General features: G+C 45.3%; 16 protein-coding genes and 1 other annotated feature. Of the genes, 12 read left to right on the forward strand and 4 right to left on the reverse strand.

Features of this window, described 5'->3' with window-relative positions:
• Positions 1 to 3 precede the first annotated feature (3 nt).
• Entirely contained in the window at positions 4 to 855 is an 852-nt protein-coding gene (locus tag SATMO3_RS13840) for a hypothetical protein (RefSeq protein WP_371381352.1), read from the reverse strand.
• A gap of 211 nt (positions 856 to 1066) precedes the next feature.
• Between SATMO3_RS13840 and SATMO3_RS13845 the strand changes: the two genes are divergently transcribed.
• Together SATMO3_RS13845 and SATMO3_RS13850 are read left to right on the forward strand one after the other, a co-directional pair.
• The gene (locus SATMO3_RS13845; RefSeq protein WP_371381353.1) at positions 1067 to 1690 is read left to right on the forward strand and encodes a hypothetical protein; all 624 of its coding nucleotides are present in this window, start codon (positions 1067 to 1069) and stop codon (positions 1688 to 1690) included.
• 115 nt (positions 1691 to 1805) lie between these two features.
• Positions 1806 to 4052, forward strand: a complete 2247-nt coding sequence (locus tag SATMO3_RS13850; RefSeq protein ID WP_371381354.1) for a heavy metal translocating P-type ATPase — start codon at positions 1806 to 1808, stop codon at positions 4050 to 4052.
• 152 nt (positions 4053 to 4204) lie between these two features.
• On the opposite strand, the gene SATMO3_RS13855 is transcribed toward SATMO3_RS13850, so the two are convergent.
• On the reverse strand, positions 4205 to 5605 hold the full coding sequence (locus tag SATMO3_RS13855) for a sodium:solute symporter family protein (protein WP_371381355.1): 1401 nt from the start codon (positions 5603 to 5605) through the stop codon (positions 4205 to 4207).
• Positions 5606 to 5686: 81 nt separating this feature from the next.
• Positions 5687 to 5957, reverse strand: a binding site (T-box leader).
• A gap of 145 nt (positions 5958 to 6102) precedes the next feature.
• On the reverse strand, positions 6103 to 6813 hold the full coding sequence (locus tag SATMO3_RS13860) for a CAP domain-containing protein (protein ID WP_371381356.1): 711 nt from the start codon (positions 6811 to 6813) through the stop codon (positions 6103 to 6105).
• A gap of 339 nt (positions 6814 to 7152) precedes the next feature.
• Here SATMO3_RS13860 and SATMO3_RS13865 point away from each other — a divergent pair, with 339 nt between their 5' ends.
• The 8 genes from SATMO3_RS13865 to SATMO3_RS13900 all read left to right on the forward strand — a co-directional run bounded on the left by SATMO3_RS13865 (position 7153) and on the right by SATMO3_RS13900 (position 20169).
• The gene (locus SATMO3_RS13865; RefSeq protein ID WP_371381357.1) at positions 7153 to 7521 is read left to right on the forward strand and encodes a demethoxyubiquinone hydroxylase family protein; all 369 of its coding nucleotides are present in this window, start codon (positions 7153 to 7155) and stop codon (positions 7519 to 7521) included.
• Positions 7522 to 7541: 20 nt separating this feature from the next.
• Positions 7542 to 8378, forward strand: coding sequence for a family 1 encapsulin nanocompartment shell protein (locus SATMO3_RS13870; protein ID WP_371381358.1), 837 nt, complete (start codon positions 7542 to 7544; stop codon positions 8376 to 8378).
• A gap of 175 nt (positions 8379 to 8553) precedes the next feature.
• Positions 8554 to 11658, forward strand: coding sequence for an EAL domain-containing protein (locus SATMO3_RS13875; protein WP_371381359.1), 3105 nt, complete (start codon positions 8554 to 8556; stop codon positions 11656 to 11658).
• Between the two features lie 36 nt (positions 11659 to 11694).
• Complete coding sequence (locus tag SATMO3_RS13880; protein ID WP_371381360.1) at positions 11695 to 12579, forward strand: radical SAM protein; 885 nt, start codon at positions 11695 to 11697, stop codon at positions 12577 to 12579.
• A 246-nt stretch (positions 12580 to 12825) separates the two neighbouring features.
• Positions 12826 to 14826: a molybdopterin-dependent oxidoreductase gene (locus SATMO3_RS13885; protein WP_371381361.1), complete on the forward strand. Its 2001-nt coding sequence runs from the start codon at positions 12826 to 12828 to the stop codon at positions 14824 to 14826.
• 23 nt (positions 14827 to 14849) lie between these two features.
• Positions 14850 to 17795 (forward strand): DUF5752 family protein, encoded by a 2946-nt coding sequence (locus tag SATMO3_RS13890; RefSeq protein ID WP_371381362.1) that lies wholly within the window; start codon positions 14850 to 14852, stop codon positions 17793 to 17795.
• A 114-nt stretch (positions 17796 to 17909) separates the two neighbouring features.
• Positions 17910 to 19262 carry an NADP-specific glutamate dehydrogenase gene (gdhA, locus tag SATMO3_RS13895; RefSeq protein ID WP_371381363.1) on the forward strand — a complete coding sequence of 451 codons (1353 nt, stop codon included), beginning with the start codon at positions 17910 to 17912 and terminating at the stop codon, positions 19260 to 19262.
• Positions 19263 to 19656: 394 nt separating this feature from the next.
• On the forward strand, positions 19657 to 20169 hold the full coding sequence (locus SATMO3_RS13900; RefSeq protein ID WP_371381364.1) for an L-2-amino-thiazoline-4-carboxylic acid hydrolase: 513 nt from the start codon (positions 19657 to 19659) through the stop codon (positions 20167 to 20169).
• 75 nt (positions 20170 to 20244) lie between these two features.
• Here the strand turns inward: SATMO3_RS13900 and SATMO3_RS13905 are convergent, their stop codons facing one another.
• Positions 20245 to 20571, reverse strand: coding sequence for an MGMT family protein (locus SATMO3_RS13905; RefSeq protein WP_371381365.1), 327 nt, complete (start codon positions 20569 to 20571; stop codon positions 20245 to 20247).
• Positions 20572 to 20859: 288 nt separating this feature from the next.
• Here SATMO3_RS13905 and SATMO3_RS13910 point away from each other — a divergent pair, with 288 nt between their 5' ends.
• Positions 20860 to 21681: a transporter substrate-binding domain-containing protein gene (locus SATMO3_RS13910; RefSeq protein WP_371381366.1), complete on the forward strand. Its 822-nt coding sequence runs from the start codon at positions 20860 to 20862 to the stop codon at positions 21679 to 21681.
• Between the two features lie 508 nt (positions 21682 to 22189).
• Positions 22190 to 22453, forward strand: coding sequence for a TM1266 family iron-only hydrogenase system putative regulator (locus SATMO3_RS13915; RefSeq protein ID WP_371381367.1), 264 nt, complete (start codon positions 22190 to 22192; stop codon positions 22451 to 22453).
• Positions 22454 to 22503: the final 50 nt, after the last annotated feature.

Raw genomic sequence — 22503 nt, forward strand, 5'->3', positions numbered from 1 at the left:
CATTTATACATTATCCGGCTGAAGCGATTCGGCTTCTGTTGCCGCCGGATCAAGGGAATCTTTAAAGCGTTCAAACTGAGCCTCGCTAACCAAGTCCTCAATGTCTTCGCGAACACCACTGAATATGCCTTGCGCTTGATCTGTCAGGCCCAGCACACCCTGAACTGCTTTGACAGCCAAAGGTCTCAGTTTCTCCCTGACGCTGGGAAGCAGAACGGCTCCTACTGCTGCTGCTCCCAACCAGAACGTGATATCCTGACCGGTACGCATTCTTACTTCATGCCGCAGTTGGCGTTTGGTTCTGGTAAAACTGCCCAGGTCGGGACTTTGTTCTGTTAAGTCAGCAAGATCGGTCAAATTAACCAAATCCCGGCGTTCATTACGAATCATCTGCTGGATTGTTTTTCGGGCGTATGGATCGGCAACTGCGTTCAAACTCTGCTCATAACCACGTATGGCAGCCAATTTGGCTTCAAAGATTTGTTCGAGCCCCTGGAGGGATTCCTTGTTACCAGGGGTTAGCGCAAGCTCACGCATCCGTTTCCGGCGGTTGTAGCTAGCGCCGGAATAACGGGGATCCTGTTTGCAGTCATACCGGGAATCACAATTGGAATCATACCGGGAATCACGATTGGAATCATACCGGGAATCACGATTGGAATCATACCGGGAATCGCGATTGGAATCGTACCGGGAATCACGATTGGAATCATACCGGGAATCACGATTGTAGTCATGCCGGGAATCGCGGTTGGAATCATACCGGGAATCACGGTTGTAGTCGTACCGGGGATCAGCCGGAATGTCATAGTTTTGTTTGGACGTATCCTCTGATTTGGCTCCTATGTCGGACATGATGTCCCTCCGTCTCAGTTTATATAATATCTCACTAATGTAGCCTTTCCAAGCTTATCCAAAATATGCATTATATCCTTACAGGGGAACAGGGAAGGAAACTAGCTAACGCCGGGACTATTTTACAATACATATTGACGTCTGGATCTAGTTATAATATACTTAAGGTAGATGATAATGATTATCGATATCGAGGAGGCTATTCCTGTTTATGCCGGCACTTAAAAAAACCATTGACCCGTTATTGGCAGCGTGTGCCAAAGATATACGCTGGGAGTTTCGGCAATTGCGTAGCCGCATTCAGCTTGACGAAGTCTATAGACTGGCTGGAGCTCTTCTTAATAAAAAGCCGATCGAATGGCCTCGGGCATTATTTGAACTACAACAAGGAATTATAACCAAACGGCTGTTGCAGCATCTGAATTTTCATGTCCGGAAGTTCGGCTTTCCTTTGGCTGAGCTGAGTTTTACAGGCGAATTTCCCGCTTTTTCGCTAAAGCCGTTGCTCGCTAAAACCAACGAATACCGGGCAGTAATAAGGACAGCCCGTTGTATAGAATTTCTGGGAAACAAGATTTGGGATCAGGCATTAAAACCTGTTAAAAAGAGTGGGATTCCTTGCAAGATTGAGATTGCAACACTGACGTTAAATACATTTGACTGTTCACATAAACAGCAAATTGAGGCTGCATTGACAGAGCTTGTTCGGTATATTCAGGGTCATCTCATAAACTTTTTCTATATGTGGGAGACCTTATTAATCCGTCAAACCGAGGAACAGCTTTTGGTATACAAAGCGGATTTATCGTTGCCTGTGTCTGCGGCAGCGGTATAAACAGTCTTAACTTTCATATACTATCTCCTAGTAAGGCGATAAGCTTTGCTAGACACTCAAAATCCCAGTGTCTGGGATTTTTTTGTTTTCATTACTCAGGAGAGGAGAACCGCTTTTGTCTAGCCAATACCTGAAGCTTGTTCATAAACTACCGGGACGTATTCGCATTTATTTTCCTCCAATTAAAGCTAATCCTAAAGTCGCCGCACAAATTGAGGAATGGTTGGGAGGCGTGGCTGGTATTAAAGAAGGTAAGGCCAACCCCAGAACGGGAAGACTATTAATTTGTTTCAACAAGACTGCTACTTCTGAACAAAAGGTGTGGCAATTACTGCAGCGGTTCGCCAGTGAGATCTGTACGGAAAAAGCGCCTGCTATAAAAAAGAAGAGTCAGGAAAAGAAAAGGTCCTTTGAATTAGAGGATATGGCAATTTCTACACAATTAACATTGGTTATTTTTGGCGGATTAGGACTGCTTTATCACTTATTTCTTCATTTATGGAGTAAAAGCCCCATCTCAGCAGCCATGGAACGTAAACTAAGTTTACTTACCTTTGTTACGGCTCTGCCAATATTGCGCAGTGGTCTGGAAAGCTTATTTCTACACCGTAAATTAAATAATGAATTTCTAATTGGTTCGGCCACCGTTCTGTCGCTGTTATTGAGAGAAGGAGCCACCGGTTTAGTTGTGGTGTGGCTGGTGAACTTGAGCACATTAGTTGAGACATTAACGCTGGACAAATCACGCAGGACCATCCGCGCCATGCTGGAAGGAAATCAGAAAGAAGCCTGGCTTGTTGTAGATGGACAGGAGATACTGGTGCCGCTGTCTAAGCTTGCGCCGAATGATATCATATCTGTAAAAATTGGCAGTAAGATTCCGGTTGACGGAACTATTGTGGACGGAGAGGCCGTTATTAATCAGGCTGCCTTAACCGGTGAACCGGTTCCTGTTTATAAACGCCAGGGAAATCAAGTCTTAGCCGGCTCTACAATTGAACAGGGAACTTTATATATCAGGGCAGAAAGAGTTGGCGATCAAACCGCTGTTGCCCGGATTATTCATCTTGTCGAACAGGCGGCTCATTCCCGGGCGCCGATCCAAACCATGGCTGACAAATATTCCGCGCGGATAATTCCGGCTTCGTTCCTGTTGGCATTTTTGGTATTTCTGCTGACACGGGATATACGCCGGACAATGACGATTCTGATTGTTGCTTGTCCTTGTGCGGCGGGACTGGCGACGCCGACTGCTCTGAGCGCCGCAATCGGCAATGCCGCCAGCCGGGGCATACTGGTTAAAGGTGGCCGCTATCTTGAGGAAGCGGGAAAAATAGATTATTTTCTGTTCGATAAGACAGGTACCCTGACCGAAGGTAAGCCCGCCGTTATAGATGTGTTTTCACTTCACAGCGGCTATGATGCCAATGCTATCTTGGCGTTAGCGGCAGCGGCCGAAGCAAACGCCAATCATCCGCTCGCCAATGCCATCAAAGAGGCGGCAGAAAAAAGAGGAATAATTCTTTCCTCAATTCCCGACAGCCAAATGACAATAGGGCGCGGTGTCAAGGCAACAGTAAACGGTGTAGTGGTATATGTCGGCAATTCTTTATATTTAAGCGAACTAAAGATTAAAATCCCTGCCAATATGCCGCAAGACGTCAGGGAGATTGCGCATAATGCAACACTGGTATATGTAGCCGGCAGCGGTAAAGTGATTGGTATTATCGTAATAAAAGACGGGCTGCGTCCCAATGCCGGCAAAGCAATTCAGGCTCTTCGAACGGAAGGGATTATAGATATTGGAGTTGTTACCGGTGATAATGAAGCAACTGTAAAGGAGACCGCAAGTCAACTGGGAATTGAAAAGGTCTGGTATGGTATGCTGCCGCAGGATAAGTATGAATTAGTGAAGTCCCTGAGAACAGAGGGACATGTGGTAGGTATGGTAGGGGATGGAGTTAATGATTCACCTTCGCTGGCAATTGCCAATGTTGGCATTGCCATGGGTGTTGGCGGGACAGATGCGGCTATTGAAACAGCGGGAATTGTCCTCAGGGAAGATAACCCCGAAAAGATCGCCGAAGTCGTTCGTTTGGGTAAACGCTCCCTGCTCATTATCAGACAAAATTTTCTTTTTTCCATTGGCGCCAACATTATTGGCTTAGGTCTTGGTTCGGCCAAACTGATTTCCCCTTTTCTGGCGGCTGTTTTACATAATGCAAGCACCCTTGCAGTAGTACTGAATTCTACGAGACTGCTTTCTTACTCACCGTCACAATTAAATGCTCCGCAGAGTGTGACAAAAGATGATGAGTATACGCTGGCTTATAAGGAACAAGACTCGCAGAGTACAATATAGTTTGTCAGTCTCAAATGAGACCTTATGACTGCTGAAAAGTCATAGGGGATCAGAATAAATAGCTTCAGGGTGCTTAAACTATTGAATGTATGTAAAACAGGCAAAAGGATGCGATATGCAACCTTTTGCCTGCTTAGTAGGAGTGTATATATTTAAGCGCATTCGTGACTGGTTATGGGAGTCCGGTCAAGAACATAAATTAGCAGAAAAGTTCCCAGGCAGGCCAGCCACTCCAGATAAATAACATGAGGGAAAATACGAATGGCGGGAGTAGTCTGCCATAGAATCAGTACGATAACACCTGTCAGAATAGTATAGAAAGCTGAGTTTTTACGACAAAGACCGGGAGCAAACAGGGTAAATAAAACAATAACACTAAAGGCTGCCGTCAGGCTGAGACCAATCATCAGCGTACTGATAATGCCGCTAATGGTCATAGCGAGAGAGAGGGTGAGGATACCCAGGGCGACAACCGCTCCTTTGGTTACCATCAGGAATTTACTGTCACTGACTGATGGATTTATAAATTTTTTGTAAATGTCTTGGGAAAATAATGTTGCTGAACTCAAGAGAAGATTGCAGGCTGTCGATACATCGGCTGCCCACAGGGCTGCCAGGGTGATACCGGCCAGAACCGGGTCCAAAGACATAATGGCTTTAGGGAGCGCAAGCGCGGGACTGACATCGGGATACATCGACCTGGCCAAAACCCCCATCAGTGCACTGACGAAGCCTATGGGCAGCATCATGAGTCCGCCGATTATAAAGCCTCGCTGCGCAGTTTTCACATTTTTGGCGCCAAGGGATATTTGGATGATACTTTGCAGGGAAAGATTAACAGTCACTAATACGACAATCCAGCTAATGATGCCCAGAATGCCGACTCCGTCAAATAAATCCATATAAGGTACGTTTTGGGGCAATTGAGCTTTGATGGTATCAATACCGCCGGCATGACTTACGCCAACGATGGTAGCCAGGATGATTCCAATATATTTTAAGCTGACATTTAATATATTGGATAAGCTTGCCGACCACATGCCGCCAATAGAAGTAATACCAATAAATACCACAGCACTCGTTAACATTCCTGAAGTCAGCGTAAATATTTCAGGCATTAAAGCACAGAGGATGCTGCCGCCTGCAATATACTGTAATGACATGACAACAAGCTGAATTAATATCTGGCAGGCTATGCCGGCGATCATTCCTTTGTTATCATAGTAGCGGCCAAGCAACTCAGGTATTGTTGTGATATTCAGCTCACGATATTTTTTGGCAACCAAAAGTCCCATGGCAATGGCGCCCAGGCCCCAGGCAGTAGTATACCAGCCTGCGGACAAACCAACCTTGTAAGCTTGTTCAGCCACGCCGATTGTTGATGCTCCGCCAACAGCAAGACCGACAATAGAAACAGTTATAAGCGGGGTAGTGAGTTGCCTTCCTGCCAGGGTATAGTTTGCCGCATTGCCCTCGGCACGCCGTTTGGCATAATAACTTATCACAAATAGTAGGACAATATACAGGCAAACAATGACAAACGAAATATTCATAAACAACCTCCCTTAGAATGTAACTGGTAGAAATATCTGCTTCTTCTATGCCGGCAATAGAAGAAAAAAATCGCCCCTCTATAGAGGGACGATAGTTACCGTGGTGCCACCCAACTTGAATTTTAAGAAAATAAAAAAGGAGATACCTGAGGGGCGAAAAGCCGCGGTACCACCCTAATAAATCTTAAAATCCACTCTAAGCCTGTAACGAAGGCATACGGCACAGCCTACTGATGATTTTCAGCCTGCAGTTCGGGAAAGAACTTCATTCAGTATTCTCAGCTAGTTTACACCAACCACTAGCTCTCTGTGTGAAAATCACTGAACTACTTTTATCCGTCATTACTGATCACAGTATTTAATGTTACTATGATTATAGCGAGTGCAGTACACAGTTGTCAATATATTTCGGACCACTATTTACAAACATTTGCTAAAATCATTTCTGACCCGCCTTAAAAGAAAATCTCCTGCATTTGCAGGAGATTTCAAAAGATTTATTTGCTAATAAATTCTTGCACTACATAAACCGAGCCACTCGGGCTATGCATTACGCCGATACCTACATCTGTGTATGTTGAATTGAGGATGTTGGCCCGGTGGCCGGAACTATTCATAAAAGCTTTTTCAGCGGCTGTAACACTCGTATTAATCGCTAAGTTTTCACCTGCAGTTTTGTAGGAGATACCTGCGTTGGTCATTCGGTCGAAGGGTGACTGACCTTCCGGATTATAGTGGGAAAAATAGCCTCGATTGATCATATCACCGGCGTAGTTTTCAGCCAGTTTGGTCAACTGGGAATTCGATTTAAGCGCGCTTAATCCATTGGAGGCGCGATCTTGGTTCAACAGGCTAAGTGCTTGCGATTCTTCAGAGCCGGAGGCAGAGGTTCCTGTGGAACCAGAGGTGCTTGTAGAACCCGAATTGGAGCTATTATCAGAGCCAGAGGTCGTGGTAGTTTTGGCAGAGCCCTTACTGGACGATCCGCGATGCTTGCTGAGCGTGGCAATGAGACCAATCGCAGCTATGCCGGCAAGTATGGTATTGGTGGAAACAGTATCGGTATCTTTCACTGATTCTTCGGCAACCGCGTTGTCAGTGCTTTCGGCATGGGCAGGAAGGGCAAGTACACCGCCGAATGAAGTGCTAAACATAGTAACTGCAAGCAAGCCGGAAAGCACCTTGGTTTTAAAGAATCTTTGTATCATGAAATCACCTTTCTAATTTTGGAGTTACACTGAAGCCGGTTCTGAGTAATAATAATTCGCGCTTACTCGGAATAATCCTTTTACTAGTGCCGATCCAGGTTTTGTCAGAACGGGAAGTTGGCTAATTTAAAGGAGGGATAGGCAACTGCCAATTTTTTCAGCTATACATTTTTACACTAGTTTGGAGTCTATCGGAGAGAAAAGGAGGGGCATCTTTGGGATTTTAATTGGCAATTTTGGAGAAAAAATGAAAATTGGAGCAGGAAATCTTCACCTAACGACGAATAGTATTCAATAAATAACAATTATTAGTTTAAAAATAAAGGATGGTGCTCAACAATGCCAAATTTTGCAAACCCCTTTCAGGGAAATGTAAACCGGAAAATGACAAAGGAGGAATTGATTCAAGCCATTCGCTTAAATATCGCGGGTGAGCTGGAAGCAATTTATGTTTATGATGCGCATGTTCAGGCGACAGATGATCCTATCGCCAAGAAAGTGATTGGCGATATACGTGATGAGGAAAAAGCCCATGTGGGCGAACTGATGGCTTTGCTGAGAATATTAGATCCCGAGGAAGCCGCACATTTTGCCTCGGGTGAAAGCGAAGTTAAGGAAATGCTCGAAGATCTGGGGCTAAATGAGATTAAGCAAGCCGAGCCGGTAGCTGCACCACAAGCAACTATTGGCAGTTTAATTGAGAAGTGAAGAGTGGGGAGGAATGTAACATGGAATTCTTATTACGGGACGATGCGCCTTTTACCCGGGAGCAATGGGAAAAAATTGACTCAGCTCTTATAAATTCAGCCAGACAGGTGCTGGTTGGAAGAAGGTTTATAAAAATTTATGGTCCTCTGGGCGCCGGTGTACAAAGTATAAATATCGATGATTTTGGTACAGTCGAGCCGGGGAATGCTGATTTTCTGGGAGACGCTGACGACCGCCCTGTCAAAACGGTAGGCCGCAGGTTTGTTGAAATCCCAATGGTCTACAAAGATCTGCAATTATCCTGGCGGGACTTAGAAAAAAGCAGACAACTGGGGCTGCCGCTGGAGTTATCCCCGGTAGCCGGAGCGGCGGCAATTTGCGCGGAAAAGGAAGATAAGCTTATTTTTCTTGGTGACACCAGTCAGGGATATGAGGGGCTATTGACGGCTACTGGCGTGCAAACAATTGCCAAATCGGATTGGCGGGAAGGCGAAAACGCATTCCGGGACATTGCCAAAGGAATAGAAAGCCTTATTGCCAAGGGATATTTAGGTAAGTTTGTTCTTACGGTAAGTCCTAACTTGTATATGCAGTTGCAGCGTATCCAGCCTGGAACCGGGCTGCTTGAGCTTGACAGAGTCAGGTCTTTGGTGAACGGAAATTTATACCAGTCAGCGGTTTTAGGTTCTGATAAAGCTGTTTTGGTATGCGCAGAGCCGCAAAATATTGATCTGGTCATTGGTCAGGACATGGTGGCCGCTTATTTGGGATCGGAAAAGCTAAATCATTCCTTGCGCATTCTCGAAACAATATTGCTAAGAATTAAGCGGAAGGAAGCCATTGTTGTATTTCAGTAGGGCATAACTTTCAGGCTGTCACAGTAGCATTAGGGGACTGCTTCCAAGTAAGGAAGCAGTCCCCTATGTTGCATTATGTGCAAAAAGTATCTACAAGGAGTTTTAGAACAATTGTCGAAACTTTGAGTTAATAAAGTGATTAGTGGTACAAACTGGGAATGAAAGAGGATTATGTATGTTGCTTTCGATTCGCAAGCAATTGACAATTATTATTTGCTCACTGATCTCGCTGGCAATGGTTTCGACGCTGATGATAAGTTATTCTTTAATTTTCGAGGATTATGAGCAGAAAATGCATTATAACAACTCGGCTATGGCTGAGAGTTTAGCCTCGAATATATCTCAGTTTCTGCAGAATGCCTATAATATTAATCAGTTAGTAACTGAATACCCTGATTTGGCGTCACTACCTGCCGTTAAACAACAACAGCTATTAGTGGATACTACGAGGCAGTATCCTTTTTTTCAACTCTTGGCCATACATAAACTGAGTGGTGACCAGACCGCACGCTCCAGCGGAGCTCTGGCAAACCGGTCCGAACGCTGGTGGTTTAAAAAGTTTGTAACGGAAAGACAACCGTACATTTCTAAGACGTATTATTCTGTTTTTTCTGAGTCCCCCATCACGACGATTGTTCATGGCATTTATGCCAATGGTGATTTGGCCGGCATATTGATGGCGGATATCGAAATCAAGAAACTGCAGCAAATGGTGGAAAATTATAATTCGGGAGCGGGCAGCTATGCCTATCTGTTGGATGGGGAAGGGGCTGTAATTGCTCATCCTGACAGGCAACAGGTTGCCGATTTGTACAACTATAAAACCCTGAAGAAAAAGGTTCTGTTGCGCGATGCTGACGGCAAAATGCTAAAAGATGAAAAAAATAATGAAATTACTCAGGAAGTTGACATCGAAGTGACGCCTTCCCTTGAGGCCATCGTTGCCAAGGTCACTGCCGGGGAAATTGGGGAGGGCTATTATACAGATGTAAACGGCGAAGAGTACATGTGCGCTTACCGGGCGATCTCACTGCCCGGTAAATCAAGTCCGTGGAGCCTGATTGTTGTACAAAAGAAAAGTGCGGCTATGGCTTTTGTGAATTCTGTAGCATTAAAGACCACGGGTATAGGTATACTTGTAATTATATTTTCCCTATTGCTGACAATTTGGTTCTCCCGTAAACTGACCCGTCCTTTACTGGCTATTGTAGCTGCCACAGATCAAATTAAAGAAGGCAATTTAGCAATCCAGCTTACAGTGAGCTCTCCCAATGAGGTGGGCGTCTTAGCTGCAAATTTCAATCAAATGATCTGTGAACTTGAGCGGCACCGTGATAAACTAGAGGAATTAGTCGAGGAACGTACCGGCGAACTGGCTGCTGCTAATCAGGAGATGCTGGCTATGAATGAAGAGTTAACAGCAATGAACGAAACGCTCGAAGATACAAATCAACGTTTACTTGATGAAAATCAGGCCAGACGGCAAACGGAAAATAATCTTCTGCTGCGCGAACGGCAATACCGGGCTATCACCGGCCTCTTAACCCGGTCTACAGATGAAATGGGAGATATCTTAGAGAATATTTTACATAATGCCGTTGAATTGCTTAACGCGGTAGCAGGTTATATCGGCTTATACGATGCCGCGGGAAATGTTTTCTATATTCATCACAGTATTGGACTTGACGCAGACTGTATCAGCTCGCCGTTGCCGGCCAATGCTGGTTTGCAAGGTCAAGTTTATGCCACCGGCGATATTTACTACCTTGAAGATTACCGTAAATCTCCACAGCGTCTTGATGATAACATCCTGTCTTGCTCAACCAGCAGCGTGATCATGGTTCCGCTGAAGCAGGCTGATAAAGTACAGGGCGTTCTTACCGTAAGCTGGCGGGATGTTGTTCATCCTATAAATAAAGAAGATCTGGAGGGGTTGCGCCAGTTTGCGGACTTGGCCTCGGTTGCCCTGGAGCAGGACACTATCCAGAAAAAAATCAGGCAAATTGCGTTTCACGATACGTTAACCGGTTTGCCCAACCGGCCCAGTTTAAACGCATACCTTAAGGAGGAAATGGCCAAGGCCCGGGGGAAAAAAGCCAAGGGGGTCATTTTGTTTATTGATATCGATGACTTTAAATCGGTAAATGACAGCTTCGGGCATTCTTTTGGCGATAATGTTATTGTTTCCGCAAGTCAGCGTATTGTTGCTGCAATTGGTAAAGGGGCCTTTGTTTCCCGTCTTGGCGGTGATGAATTCATTGTTATTGCTCCTGGCGAAAGCAGCCGGGAAAGAGCCGCCCGAATGGCCGGCAGGGTTACTGAAGAGCTCGGTCAGGATTACGAAATAGCCGCGCAACGAGTGCATATGTCAGCTAGTATTGGTGTTGTGCTTTATCCGGAAGACGGCGATATGGCCGAGGATATTCTTAAAAAAGCCGATATTGCGATGTATGCTGCCAAACAAGCCGGCAGGAACTGCTGGCGTTTTTATGAGCCCATCCTGTTGCAGAAGACCTATGAAAAGCTGCTGCTAACCAACGGCTTGCGGCGCGGCTTGGAACGGGGGGAATTTTCACTGTATTATCAGCCGCAATTTACTGTGACCGGAGATGAAGTCATAGGTTTCGAAGCCTTGCTGCGCTGGGTCAGTCCGGAACATGGGCTGGTTCCGCCAGACCGGTTCATTCCTTTAGCCGAGCAAAGCGGCCTTATCCTGCCAATCGGCCAATGGGTATTGCAAGAGGCCTGCCGGTTTGCCCGCAGGCTGGCCGATTTGGGACAGGAAAATCTTTGTGTTGCGGTCAATATATCACCACGGCAACTGCTGTCAGAGGATTTTGTGACAAATGTTCGCGACGGTATTATAATGGCTGGGATTAAACCGAACCAGCTTGAGATCGAAATAACCGAAAGTGTTTTTATTGAATCCATGGAAGATGCTGTCGTTAAACTTCGTCAGCTGCAAGCTATTGGTGTAACACTTTCCCTGGATGATTTCGGCACAGGCTACTCGTCGCTGACCTATTTAAGAAATTTACCGGTAGGGATATTAAAAATAGACAAATCCTTTATCGATAAGATTATCACTGATGAGATGCAATTGCAGGTCGTTGGTTCGATTATCGATTTGGGTCATAATTTAGGTTTGACAATAGTGGCTGAAGGGGTGGAGAATAGGGAGCAATTGTCAATACTGACCGAGGCCGGATGTGATCGTATTCAAGGCTATCTTTTCAGTAAACCGCTTGTAGAGGAAGCGGCTGTACGCTTGCTTTCCTGAAATATTTGCATGTGGGCATTAAAAAGGAAGAAAGAAATGAAGCTTATACCGGCAAAAACCGTCATATCAGGTTATGAAACCTGTGATGCCTGGTTTGGCAAGAATTACAACATGAATATTTATAAAGGGTGCTGCCATGGTTGTATTTACTGTGACAGCCGCAGTGACTGCTACCGGATAGAAAATTTTGATGAAGTAAGAGCTAAAGAAAATGCGCTTACACTCCTTGCCCGGGAGCTTGCAGCCAAACGCCGGACAGGAGTAATCGGCACAGGGGCTATGAGCGATCCTTATAATCCCTTGGAAAAAGAGCATTGTCTAACGCGAGGGGCGTTAGTGCTTATTGATACCTACCGGTTTGGCGTGGCCATTGCTACGAAAAGCGATTTGATAACAAGAGATATTGATGTGTTGGCGTCGATCCGCGAGCATTCGCCAGTACTTGTTAAGATTACCATTACTACGGCAGATGATATCCTATGTAAGCGGATCGAACCCAATGTTGCGGATGCCTCACGGCGTTTTTCGGCTATCCGCAGGCTTGCCGGGAGGGGAATCTTCACCGGCATACTGCTGATGCCGGTGCTGCCGTTTCTGGAAGATAATGAACAGAATATCAGGGCAATCATTCGTCTTGCCCATGAAACCGGCGCTGGGTTTATCTATCCGGCATTTGGCGTGACTCTGCGGCAAAATCAACGGGAATGGTACTATAAAAAGCTTGATGAACATTTTCCCGGTCTTAAACAGAAGTACGTTAACCAGTTTGGCAATGCGTATGAATGCCGTTCACCTAATGCCAGGGGCCTGTGGCAATTCTTTCAGAAGGAATGCGACCGGCTGGGCATTCTGTATAAAATGCAGGATATTATTGCCGCCTATAAGCAAGGATATAGCGATAAACAGCTTTCCTTATTTTAGCCTGAAAATTAATAAACCCGCTAAAGCACAGTGCCGTGACTTAGCGGGTTGTTTTTTAAGCTAAATATGAAGGTTAGTTTTTTAAGTCTCATAGTGTCGCCCAGGAAATTGTTGAAGGAATCTGATGTTTACGATTGCCTGCATTCTGACTTGATTTTTTACAGCAAAAGGCAGTATGATCAAATAAAGGGCATGTTACTTAGTTCATAATATAGATTAACCAGGGGAAAGCAGGAGGTACAAGTCGTGGAAATATTACGCTCGGTATGCCCATATGATTGTCCTGATACATGCGGTCTGCTCGTCTATGTAGAGGACGGGAAGGCGATAAAGGTTACGGGTGATCCGGAGCATTCATTTACCAGGGGAACGCTTTGCCCCAAGATGGCGCATTATGAAAAAACAGTTTATTCCAAGCGGCGAATATTGACTCCCCTCAGGCGGAGTGGGCCTAAAGGCAGTGGTGAGTTTGCAGCAGTTTCCTGGGAAGAAGCTATTGAACACATTACAACCAACTGGCAGCAAATTATTGCGCAATATGGGGCTGAAGCCATACTGCCCTATTCGTATGCCGGAACTATGGGACTTGTTCAGCGGAACGCCGGCCATCCCTTTTTCTACAGCCTGGGCGCATCAAGGCTGGAACGCACTATTTGCTCGCCGGCCAAGGGATATGGCTGGCAAGCTGTTATGGGACAGACGATGGCGCCGCATACCAATGAAATTCATACCAGTGATCTTGTTATTTTGTGGGGTATCCATGCGTTGGCCACAGACATTCATATCCTGCATGATATAAGCATTGCCAGGAAGCGAGGGGCTAAAGTATGGCTTATTGATACCTATGAAACACCGACTGCCGCGGTTGCAGACCGTACGGTCGTTGTTCGCCCCGGAACCGACGGTGCTTTGGTACTAGGCATGATGCACGTAATGGCGCGGGAGAATTTGGCTGATTTGGATTTTATCAATAATCATGTCCAGGGATATCAAGAATTAGCGGAAACTGTTTTACCGGAGTATTCTCCTGAAGTCGTCAGCCGGATAACTGGTATTGCCGCCGGAGTAATTGAGCAGCTCGCCAGACTGTATGCCGGCGCGCACGCCCCGTTTATCAGGTTGGGCAGCGGGCTATCACGTTACGGCAATGGGGCGATGACGATTCGGCTTATCACGTGTTTGCCGGCCGTTGTCGGTGCCTGGGGAAAACCTGGCGGCGGACTGCTGGCCGGAACGTCCATGGAAGCAGCCTTTGATACCAACTTAATAACCCGGGAAGAATTTCAGACACAGTCTACGCGGGTTATTAATATGAATACACTGGGGTCTGCACTGCAAGAAATAACGAATCCACCGATCAAAAGTTTATATGTGTACATCTCAAACCCTGCAGCCATTGCGCCTGATCAAAACCAGGTACTGGCAGGCCTGGCAAGAGAAGACCTTTTTACTGTTGTGCATGAACGTTTTATGACAGATACAGCAAAATATGCCGATATACTTTTGCCGGCGACTACTTCGCTTGAACACAGTGATATTTATCGTTCCTACGGAAACTATATAATGCAGCGTGCCTATCCGGTAATTGAGCCTGTCGGGCAGGCGAAATCCAACTGGGAAGTATTTTCCTTACTGGCAAACGCAATGGGGTTTGATAACCGGTTCTTTACTCAAGCGCCGGATGACTTGATTGATTCGATTCTGGCAAAGTCACCTGTGTGGCAGGACAAAAATCTGCAGGAAATATTGCAGGCGGGACGGCCTGTGGAATTGTCGCCGCCGGCTGGTTACAAGACTGACTTTAAAACCCCGTCCGGAAAAATAGAAATATTAAATCCCCGTGAAGACCATCCCTTGCCAAGATATCTAAATCCACACGGGGATGATGCCGAGTTTTGGCTGATTAATTCACCGGATATGCGTTTGTTAAACTCGTCTTTTAACGAAAGAGACGATCTGACGCAAGCCAATAAAATGCTTCTCAAAATGAACCCGGCAGACGCCGCGAAAAAGGGATTAAGCGACGGGCTGCCTGTTATTGCCGGTAATGAACGCGGTGAGGTGAATTTTACATTAAGGGTTGCCGATACCATTCCGACAGGAGTCGTTGTCACCGAAGGAGTCTGGTGGCTGGAGCATGCTGCGGGCAGCCGTTCCGTAAATGCTCTGACTTCACAGCGTCTGACAGACAAGGCTAAAGGGAGCACTTTCTATGATGTTAAAGTGAACGTGAGAGCCTGCAGTTAACTTGACAAAGCGGAGGGAAAGCTATGAAGCGTTTCTTCGACTTAAAAACCCGGTTTTCCAGTGTCCATGATTTGATGAAATTCCGGATTACCGAAATTTTACTGGTATCTACCGCTTATGATGGTTTTGTTCTGGAAGAGGACGGACAGTTAGCTGAACAGATTTACAACCAATTTTCTGATTTAAGTATTCCATTTATTCCCCGAATCCATAGTGTTACCAGCCTGGATGAGGCGCTGGAAGCGCTGGCAACCTGGAATATTCACCTGATTATTACCATGTCCCGGATTAGTGATATGACTTCTTTTTCATTTGAAAAGTCTTTAAAAGACGCTTATCCCCAAATTCCTATTGTTATGCTGTCTTATGACCGCCTGACGGCCGAAATGATTGCCCAGATAAGAAGCACCACTTGTATAAGCAGGGTATTTTACTGGTCCGGGGACAGCAAAATCTTGTTTGCCATTATAAAATGCATTGAGGACGAGCATAATGTAGTTGCCGACAGTAAGCAAGGGGTGCAGGTTATCCTGCTTGTGGATGATTCCCCCAGTTATTATTCGCAAATTCTACCGGCCATTTATACTGAAATATTAACCCAGACACGTTACCTGGTCTCTCATGCCATGAATAGAAGCCACGGATTGCTGCGAGTTCGCTTACGGCCAAAAATTCTGCTGGCCGAGACCTACGAAGAGGCTATGGCTATCATCACTCTGTACCGTCACAATTTACTTGGCGTAATTTCTGACGTGAAATTCCCCCGGGATGGCAGGATAAATCCTGCTGCCGGCTTGGAATTAGTGCAGACTGTGGAGAAAATAGTAACTAATGTTCCTTTTTTGCTCCAGTCGGAGGACCGGGTTAACGCTGTCAAAGCTAAAGAATATCAGGCTCATTTTATCGACAAGAATTCTCCAAATTTATTGCATGACTTGCGAACCTTTGTCCTTGAAAACTATGGTTTTGGATCGTTTGTTTTTACGTATCCTGACGGCAGAGGCATCGCCAAGGCCAATGATATAACCGATCTTGAGCGGATTATCAAGGACTTGCCGGATGAAAGCCTGTACTACCATGCGGCTAACAACCATTTTTCAAGGTGGTTTCGCGCCCGCACCGAATTTGAGGTAGCGGAAAAATTGCGTTATATTGATGCGTTGGATTTCTCCAGTGTAGCCGATATCCGGACTTATATGCTGAAAGTATTAAAATCCTATTTTCAAAAATATCAAGCCGGTGTCATTCTCGATTTTGAAGGCCTGTCCAAGAAGGATATTGAAAATGCGTTTATTAAACTGGGGAGCGGATCTCTTGGCGGCAAGGCGCGGGGAATTGCCTTTATCAATTCCCTGATTTCACAGGCGCAGTTAACAGAAAAGTATGAAGATTTACAGGTGAGGATTCCCAGTTCGTTTGTAATTTGCAGTGATGTCTTTGAACAGTTTTTGGAAAGCAATCAACTTTATGATTTTGCAGCCGGCACTAGCGATGAAGAGTTTATTGCGCACAAGTTTTTGCAGTCCGAACTGCCTGCCGCCATCCAAAAGAATCTGGAGGTTTTGATCCAGCATATTCACCGTCCGCTGGCCGTGCGATCATCCAGTATTCTTGAGGACTCCCGGGTATTGCCGTTTGCCGGAATTTACAAGACCTATGTTGTGCCCAACAGCCATAGTGATCCGGCGGTTCGGTATAAACAGCTTTCCAATGCCGTTAAGCTAGTATTTGCCTCGGTCTTTTACGCATCCCCCAGACAATACGCCCAAAACGCCGATATCCGGATTGAAGAGGAAAAAATGGCTGTGCTTATTCAGGAACTGGTCGGGGAACGATATGGCGACAGTTACTACCCTGCTATATCCGGAGTAGCTCAGTCCTATAATTTTTACCCATATTATCCCATGAAACCGGAAGAGGGTACTGTCAGTCTCGCTTTAGGTTTAGGAAAGAGTATTGTCGAGGGAGAACGGGTATACCGATTCTCGCCGGCGCATCCCAAACTCAATCCTATGTACGCCGGACCCCGGGACTACCTGGAGAATTCGCAAAATATGTTTTATGCTATAAATTTAGGGGCTTCAGCTAATATTAATTTGTGTGCCGATGATAACTGCACTTACGAGCGGCTTTCCATTTCCCGGGCCGAAACTGATAATACCCTGGAATACATCGGCAGCACCTACTCCAGTGAAAATGATTGTATTTATGACAATGTAAACCGGCCAGGTCCCAAATTGGTAACCTTTTCACCAATCTTGAAATATAATAGGTTGCCGCTTTTAAACATTATTAAAGATTTGCTGCGTTTAGGCAAGCAATCATTCGGCGCTGAGGTGGAAATTGAGTTTGCTGTCAACATCCCGCAGGATAGAGAAAAACCTAAGGAATTTTACTTTTTACAAATCAGGCCTATGGTTGTGGGGCGGGAAGCCCTGGAGATTCAGGCCGATGATTTCCGCGAGCCTTTTTGTGTCAGCAGGCACGCGATTGGTAATGGTTTCTTTCAAAACATTCATGATATTATTGCAGTTCATCCCGATAAGTTTGCAATGCGCCACAGTGTCCAGATTGCCAGGGAGATAGGCGAACTTAACAGTGTGTTAGCCAAAGAGCGGCGGCGCTCAATACTGATTAGCTTTGGACGGGTCGGAACATCAGATCCCTGGCTGGGTGTTCCTGTTAGCTGGTCACAAATGTCCCAGGCTCATGTCATTGTGGAGGTTGATACCAAAGAAATCCACCCTGAACCATCGCTTGGCAGCCATTTCTTTCATAATCTGACATCGACCAATATGGGCTACTTCCATATTCCCGATAATAGCCAGCCTAATAACAGCCTGGATTGGCAGTGGCTACTCCGTCAACCCGTTGCCGAGCAGACTGAGCATGTTCTCTTGATTAGGCGGGAAGAGCCTTTTCGGGTCAGAATTGACGGCCGGAAATTCCAAGGGTATATCTATAAGTGATAAAACATGCTATCTTTGTACAGTGGGCAAAATAGATAATTATCTGTATACAAAACACAAAAATAAATGGTATAATATTCTTAAGATTCAATTATTTACAAGGGGGCTTTAAAAATGACTGCAAATGCCAAACAATATTGTGATGAGCTTTATGCGAGGGTGGTTAAAAGGAACGCAAATGAACCGGAATTTCATCAGAGTGTGCAAGAGGTTCTTGAATCATTGGTTGCAGTACTTGATAAGCATCCGGAATATATTGAGCTTGGAATAATGGAAAGAATTGCTGAACCCGAACGTCAAATTATCTTTAGAGTTCCCTGGGCCGATGATACAGGCCGAATTCAGGTTAACAGGGGCTTTAGAGTACAATTTAGCAGCGCAATAGGGCCTTATAAGGGCGGCCTAAGGTTCCATCCGTCGGTAAATGTCGGTATTATCAAATTTTTAGGATTTGAACAGATTTTCAAAAACTCGCTCACCGGTTTGCCGATTGGCGGTGGCAAAGGCGGCTCCGACTTTGATCCTAAAGGGAAATCGGATGCTGAAGTTATGCGCTTCTGCCAGAGTTTTATGACCGAGTTATACAGGCATATCGGACAGGATATTGATGTGCCGGCAGGTGATATTGGTGTTGGCGGACGGGAAATAGGATTCCTGTTTGGCCAGTATAAAAGAATCGGAAATACTTATGAAGCAGGCGTACTGACCGGAAAAGGCCTGACCTACGGCGGCAGTCTGGTAAGAACACAGGCCACCGGTTATGGTCTTGTATACTTTATGGACGAAATGCTTAAGGCGAAAGGTATGTCCTTTGCCGGTAAAAATGTTCTGGTATCCGGGTCTGGGAATGTTGCCATCTATGCGACAGACAAGGTGCACCAGCTTGGAGGCAAGGTTGTGGCTATGAGCGATTCCAACGGGTATGTTTACGACGCTAACGGTATCAATCTGGCGACAATCAAGCAAATCAAAGAAGTGGAACGCAGAAGAATTTCCGAATATGTTAAATTACATCCAACAGCCGAATATCATGTCGGCTGGGAAGGCATTTGGACAATTCCGTGCGATATAGCGCTTCCTTGCGCTACTCAGAATGAAATTAATGAAAAAGATGCCGAGACTCTGGTTAAAAACGGCTGCAAGGCTGTCGGCGAGGGCGCTAATATGCCTACTACCCTTGAGGGAACCAGGGTATTTCTTGAAAGAGGTGTTTTGTTTGGGCCTGCCAAAGCGGCCAACGCCGGCGGGGTGGCAACCTCTGCCCTGGAAATGTCCCAGAATAGCATGCGTCTGGCCTGGACATTTGAGGAAGTAGACGCCAAGCTGAAAACCATCATGGTCAATATCTACAAAAATGCCAGCATGGCAGCTGAAGAGTACGGCCATAAGGATAATTTGGTGGTAGGCGCCAATATTGCCGGCTTTATTAAAGTGGCTGAGGCAATGCGGGCACAAGGCCTAGTGTAAAATCTTTTTTTGCTTATTAAAAAATTAGATATAGAGAAATTAAAGTGACTAAGGCTTTGGCCACTCCTAAGGATGCCGGCGGGGCCTTAGTCTTTTTTTGAGATAATTTGAACTATCGTCAACTGGTATGGCCGCTTCGCTCAAGGCAGGTGGACAGGGGACACGGTATACCTGCAGGAATGCCAGTAAAGAAATATATTTGTTTTGCGATGCAGAAAAATGGTTTATCGAAGCATAAGCTTGTAAAAGCCATGGAAGATATTGAAAAATGAATGCATAAACTGTTAAAAAAAATACTTCTAATAGGAATTCCGGCATTTTGCCAAGAACAATATAATTGATTTTGATCTTCACTGCAAACATGGCTGGAATTAGCCAACGAGGGGGTATAACTGTGGAAGAAGAACTGATTTCCAAAGCGGAGGCGGCAAACCAGGTTAGACAAATGGGGCGAATGATGGCTCTGCTCTATTATCACATGACGCAACAGATGATTGCAGCGGTTGGGCCGCAGCAAGCAAAAAAAATCGTTGGTGATGCCATATGGGCTTTAGGCAAGGAAAGAGGGGAAGCACATAAGACTAAAGTGCTGGCAGCCGGTTATGAACATATTCCGCTTAACTATGGTAAGGTGCCTGACCTGCCCGCACTAGGCTGGGATGTAGTCAAAGCGGAAAATGCCGAGAATGATACCCATGTAAAAATAACCTACTGTCCTTTTGCCGAATTGTGGCAAGAAAAGGATTTTGCCGAATTTGGCCGGCTGTACTGTTATATTGACCAGGCTAAATACTGCGGCTTTCATCCTGACAGTGATATGGTGACGCTGCAGAATGTACTGGAAGGGGCCGCGTGCTGTGAAATGGTTTGCCGCACAAAGAAAAATACTATAGAACCTGAAAGGTAAGCGGTACTATACTGACAGGCTTTTAGACGGCATTTTGCCCGTAAGAATTTGCGGCATAATTTTTGCGGTGGACAGCTAGCTGTCCACCGCAAAATTTTCTGGTTGCCAACAATATTTTGTTATATCCACGAGCCCGTCTTTGGTGAATTTTACACCCTCGGCTTCCAGCAGATGACGTTGTACATCCTTTCCGCCAAAAGCAAAACCGGTAGCCAGGCGGCCATCCTTAAAAACAACCCTGTGACAGGGAACTTTGCCGGGATAGGGATTGCGGTGCAATGCATATCCTACCGCGCGGGAAGCTCGCCAATTGCCAGCCATATGAGCAATTTGGCCATACGTGGCAACTTTGCCTTCCGGAATCCGGCAAACTAATTCATAAACTTTACTGTTAAAATTCATAGACCTCACCCTGTAATGTAGATAAGTTACTACTATTATACCTGAACACGTCCGGCATGTCGCGAAAATATTCCGAGAAAATTTGAGCAGAGACATGCCGGGCGTATTATGAAAAAAATGTGCGGTCATAACTATTCCCTGTTTTCGCTGTGTTTTTAGCTTGACTTTCTGTTTCCTTTTCGCTATAATTCCCATATATTCGAACAACTTGTAATCGTTGAGGCAATGTTGCCTTCTCTTTTGGGAGAAGGCATTTTTTTATTGCAAAATAAAAATAGGAGTGATTGTATGAAGCGGATCAGTACTCTTACCGTATGGTTCCTTATGGGACTTGTTCTACTTGTTTCAGGATGCGGCGGCAGTCAGCCGGCACAGCCGGCGGTACAAACCAATGATGCCGGACCGGAAGTGAAAGCAATTAAAGACCGCGGTGTATTAAAAGTCGGTGTGAAAGTGGATGTACCGAAATTTGGTTATAAAGATCCGCAAACGAATAAAATTGACGGCTATGAAGTGGATCTTGCCCGGGCGATTGCCAAGAAAATTTTAGGCGATCCCGAAAAGCTTGAATTACAGGCTGTTACCGCAAAAACCAGGGGCGCTTTGCTGGATAACGGCGATATCGACTTGGTCGTTGCAACTTTTACAATTACAGATGAACGCAAAAAAAGCTACAATTTTTCCGAACCTTATATTGTCGACCATATTGGTTTGCTTGTTAAAAAGAGTTTAGGGGCAGAATCCTTAAAAGACCTGGACGGCAAAAAAATCGGCGTGGCGCAAAGCGCTACGGCCCATAAAGATTTGCAAGCAGAAGCGGATAAGCTTGGCATTAAAGTGCAATTTTTTGAATTTAGCTCCCATCCGGAAATTAAGGTTGCCCTTGAGTCCGGGCGTATTGATGCTTACGGCGGCGATATCTCAATCCTATCTGGCTATGTAGACGACAAAACGGTCATCCTGAAAGACCGTTACTCACCGCAAAGAAACGGAGTCGCCATTAAAAAATCCAATACCGCACTGACAAAAATAGTTGTAGATACGATTGATGAAATGCAAAAAAGCGGTGAGCTGGATAAGTTAATGCAAAAATGGCAGATCACCAGATAAGGACTGAAGATTGTATTATTTACCCTAAGTGGATAAAAGGGGACTGCTCTCAAATCAGGCCTTTGGCTTGTGAGCGCAGTCCCCTTCGTATCGCAGGTGGGGAAACGCCGGTGGAACAAATGCTCGTTAATATCCGGATGTAATAAAGCCGTCCGCCGGGCTGCCATGACAAGCTTCGGAGCCATGATAAAGGAAAGGGTTTTCTGGAACATATCCCTGATATGGATGTGGAAGGTATTGTATTTTGTCTGAAAATATGTTACAATTTATCCAATATTCAGGTGCGCTGTCTGAGATGGAATAGCATTCTTTCTTGCAGCAAACCGTGTGTAATGAAAATCAAAAGGTATCGTGCTAAATACATGAGGGTTCGTCCCGAATGAGAAGGCGAGAGAATAGTGGATATAAGGGGAGCATAGCTATCTCAATGCGTCCCTTGTTATTGATGTGCTATCCTTGTGCCTTCCGGGTACAAGGATTTTATATTTTGCAGGAAAGGAGCCATCTCATGGAGACAAGGATTGCACTAATTGGTATTGTAGTTGAACACAAGGATTCCGCCAAAAAAATTAACGATGTTCTTCATGAATACGGAGATTATATTGTCGGCAGAATGGGAATTCCCTACTCCAAACGTAATATTTCAGTTATTAGCATTGTTTTGGATGCTCCTAATGACATTATCAGCGCTCTCGCCGGCAAATTGGGAATGATTCCTCAGGTCAACATTAAAACAGTATATTCAAAAGTATCTTCCGTACCGGATAAATAGCTTAGGGGTTCTGGTTCAGTGCGTTATACGGCATTTCCCAATAAAAAAAT

The sequence above is a fragment of the Sporomusa aerivorans genome (assembly GCF_041428895.1).
GTDB classification, from domain to species: domain Bacteria; phylum Bacillota; class Negativicutes; order Sporomusales; family Sporomusaceae; genus Sporomusa; species Sporomusa aerivorans.

Excerpts from the sequence above, each read along its gene's own strand:
- SATMO3_RS13840 (WP_371381352.1), bottom strand. The coding sequence starts at position 855 with ATGTCCGACATAGGAGCCAAATCAGAGGATACGTCCAAACAAAACTAT.
- SATMO3_RS13845 (WP_371381353.1), top strand. The coding sequence starts at position 1,067 with ATGCCGGCACTTAAAAAAACCATTGACCCGTTATTGGCAGCGTGTGCC.
- SATMO3_RS13855 (WP_371381355.1), bottom strand. The coding sequence starts at position 5,605 with ATGAATATTTCGTTTGTCATTGTTTGCCTGTATATTGTCCTACTATTT.
- SATMO3_RS13860 (WP_371381356.1), bottom strand. The coding sequence starts at position 6,813 with ATGATACAAAGATTCTTTAAAACCAAGGTGCTTTCCGGCTTGCTTGCA.
- SATMO3_RS13865 (WP_371381357.1), top strand. The coding sequence starts at position 7,153 with ATGCCAAATTTTGCAAACCCCTTTCAGGGAAATGTAAACCGGAAAATG.
- SATMO3_RS13870 (WP_371381358.1), top strand. The coding sequence starts at position 7,542 with ATGGAATTCTTATTACGGGACGATGCGCCTTTTACCCGGGAGCAATGG.
- SATMO3_RS13875 (WP_371381359.1), top strand. The coding sequence starts at position 8,554 with ATGTTGCTTTCGATTCGCAAGCAATTGACAATTATTATTTGCTCACTG.
- SATMO3_RS13880 (WP_371381360.1), top strand. The coding sequence starts at position 11,695 with ATGAAGCTTATACCGGCAAAAACCGTCATATCAGGTTATGAAACCTGT.
- SATMO3_RS13890 (WP_371381362.1), top strand. The coding sequence starts at position 14,850 with ATGAAGCGTTTCTTCGACTTAAAAACCCGGTTTTCCAGTGTCCATGAT.
- gdhA (WP_371381363.1), top strand. The coding sequence starts at position 17,910 with ATGACTGCAAATGCCAAACAATATTGTGATGAGCTTTATGCGAGGGTG.
- SATMO3_RS13905 (WP_371381365.1), bottom strand. The coding sequence starts at position 20,571 with ATGAATTTTAACAGTAAAGTTTATGAATTAGTTTGCCGGATTCCGGAA.
- SATMO3_RS13910 (WP_371381366.1), top strand. The coding sequence starts at position 20,860 with ATGAAGCGGATCAGTACTCTTACCGTATGGTTCCTTATGGGACTTGTT.
- SATMO3_RS13915 (WP_371381367.1), top strand. The coding sequence starts at position 22,190 with ATGGAGACAAGGATTGCACTAATTGGTATTGTAGTTGAACACAAGGAT.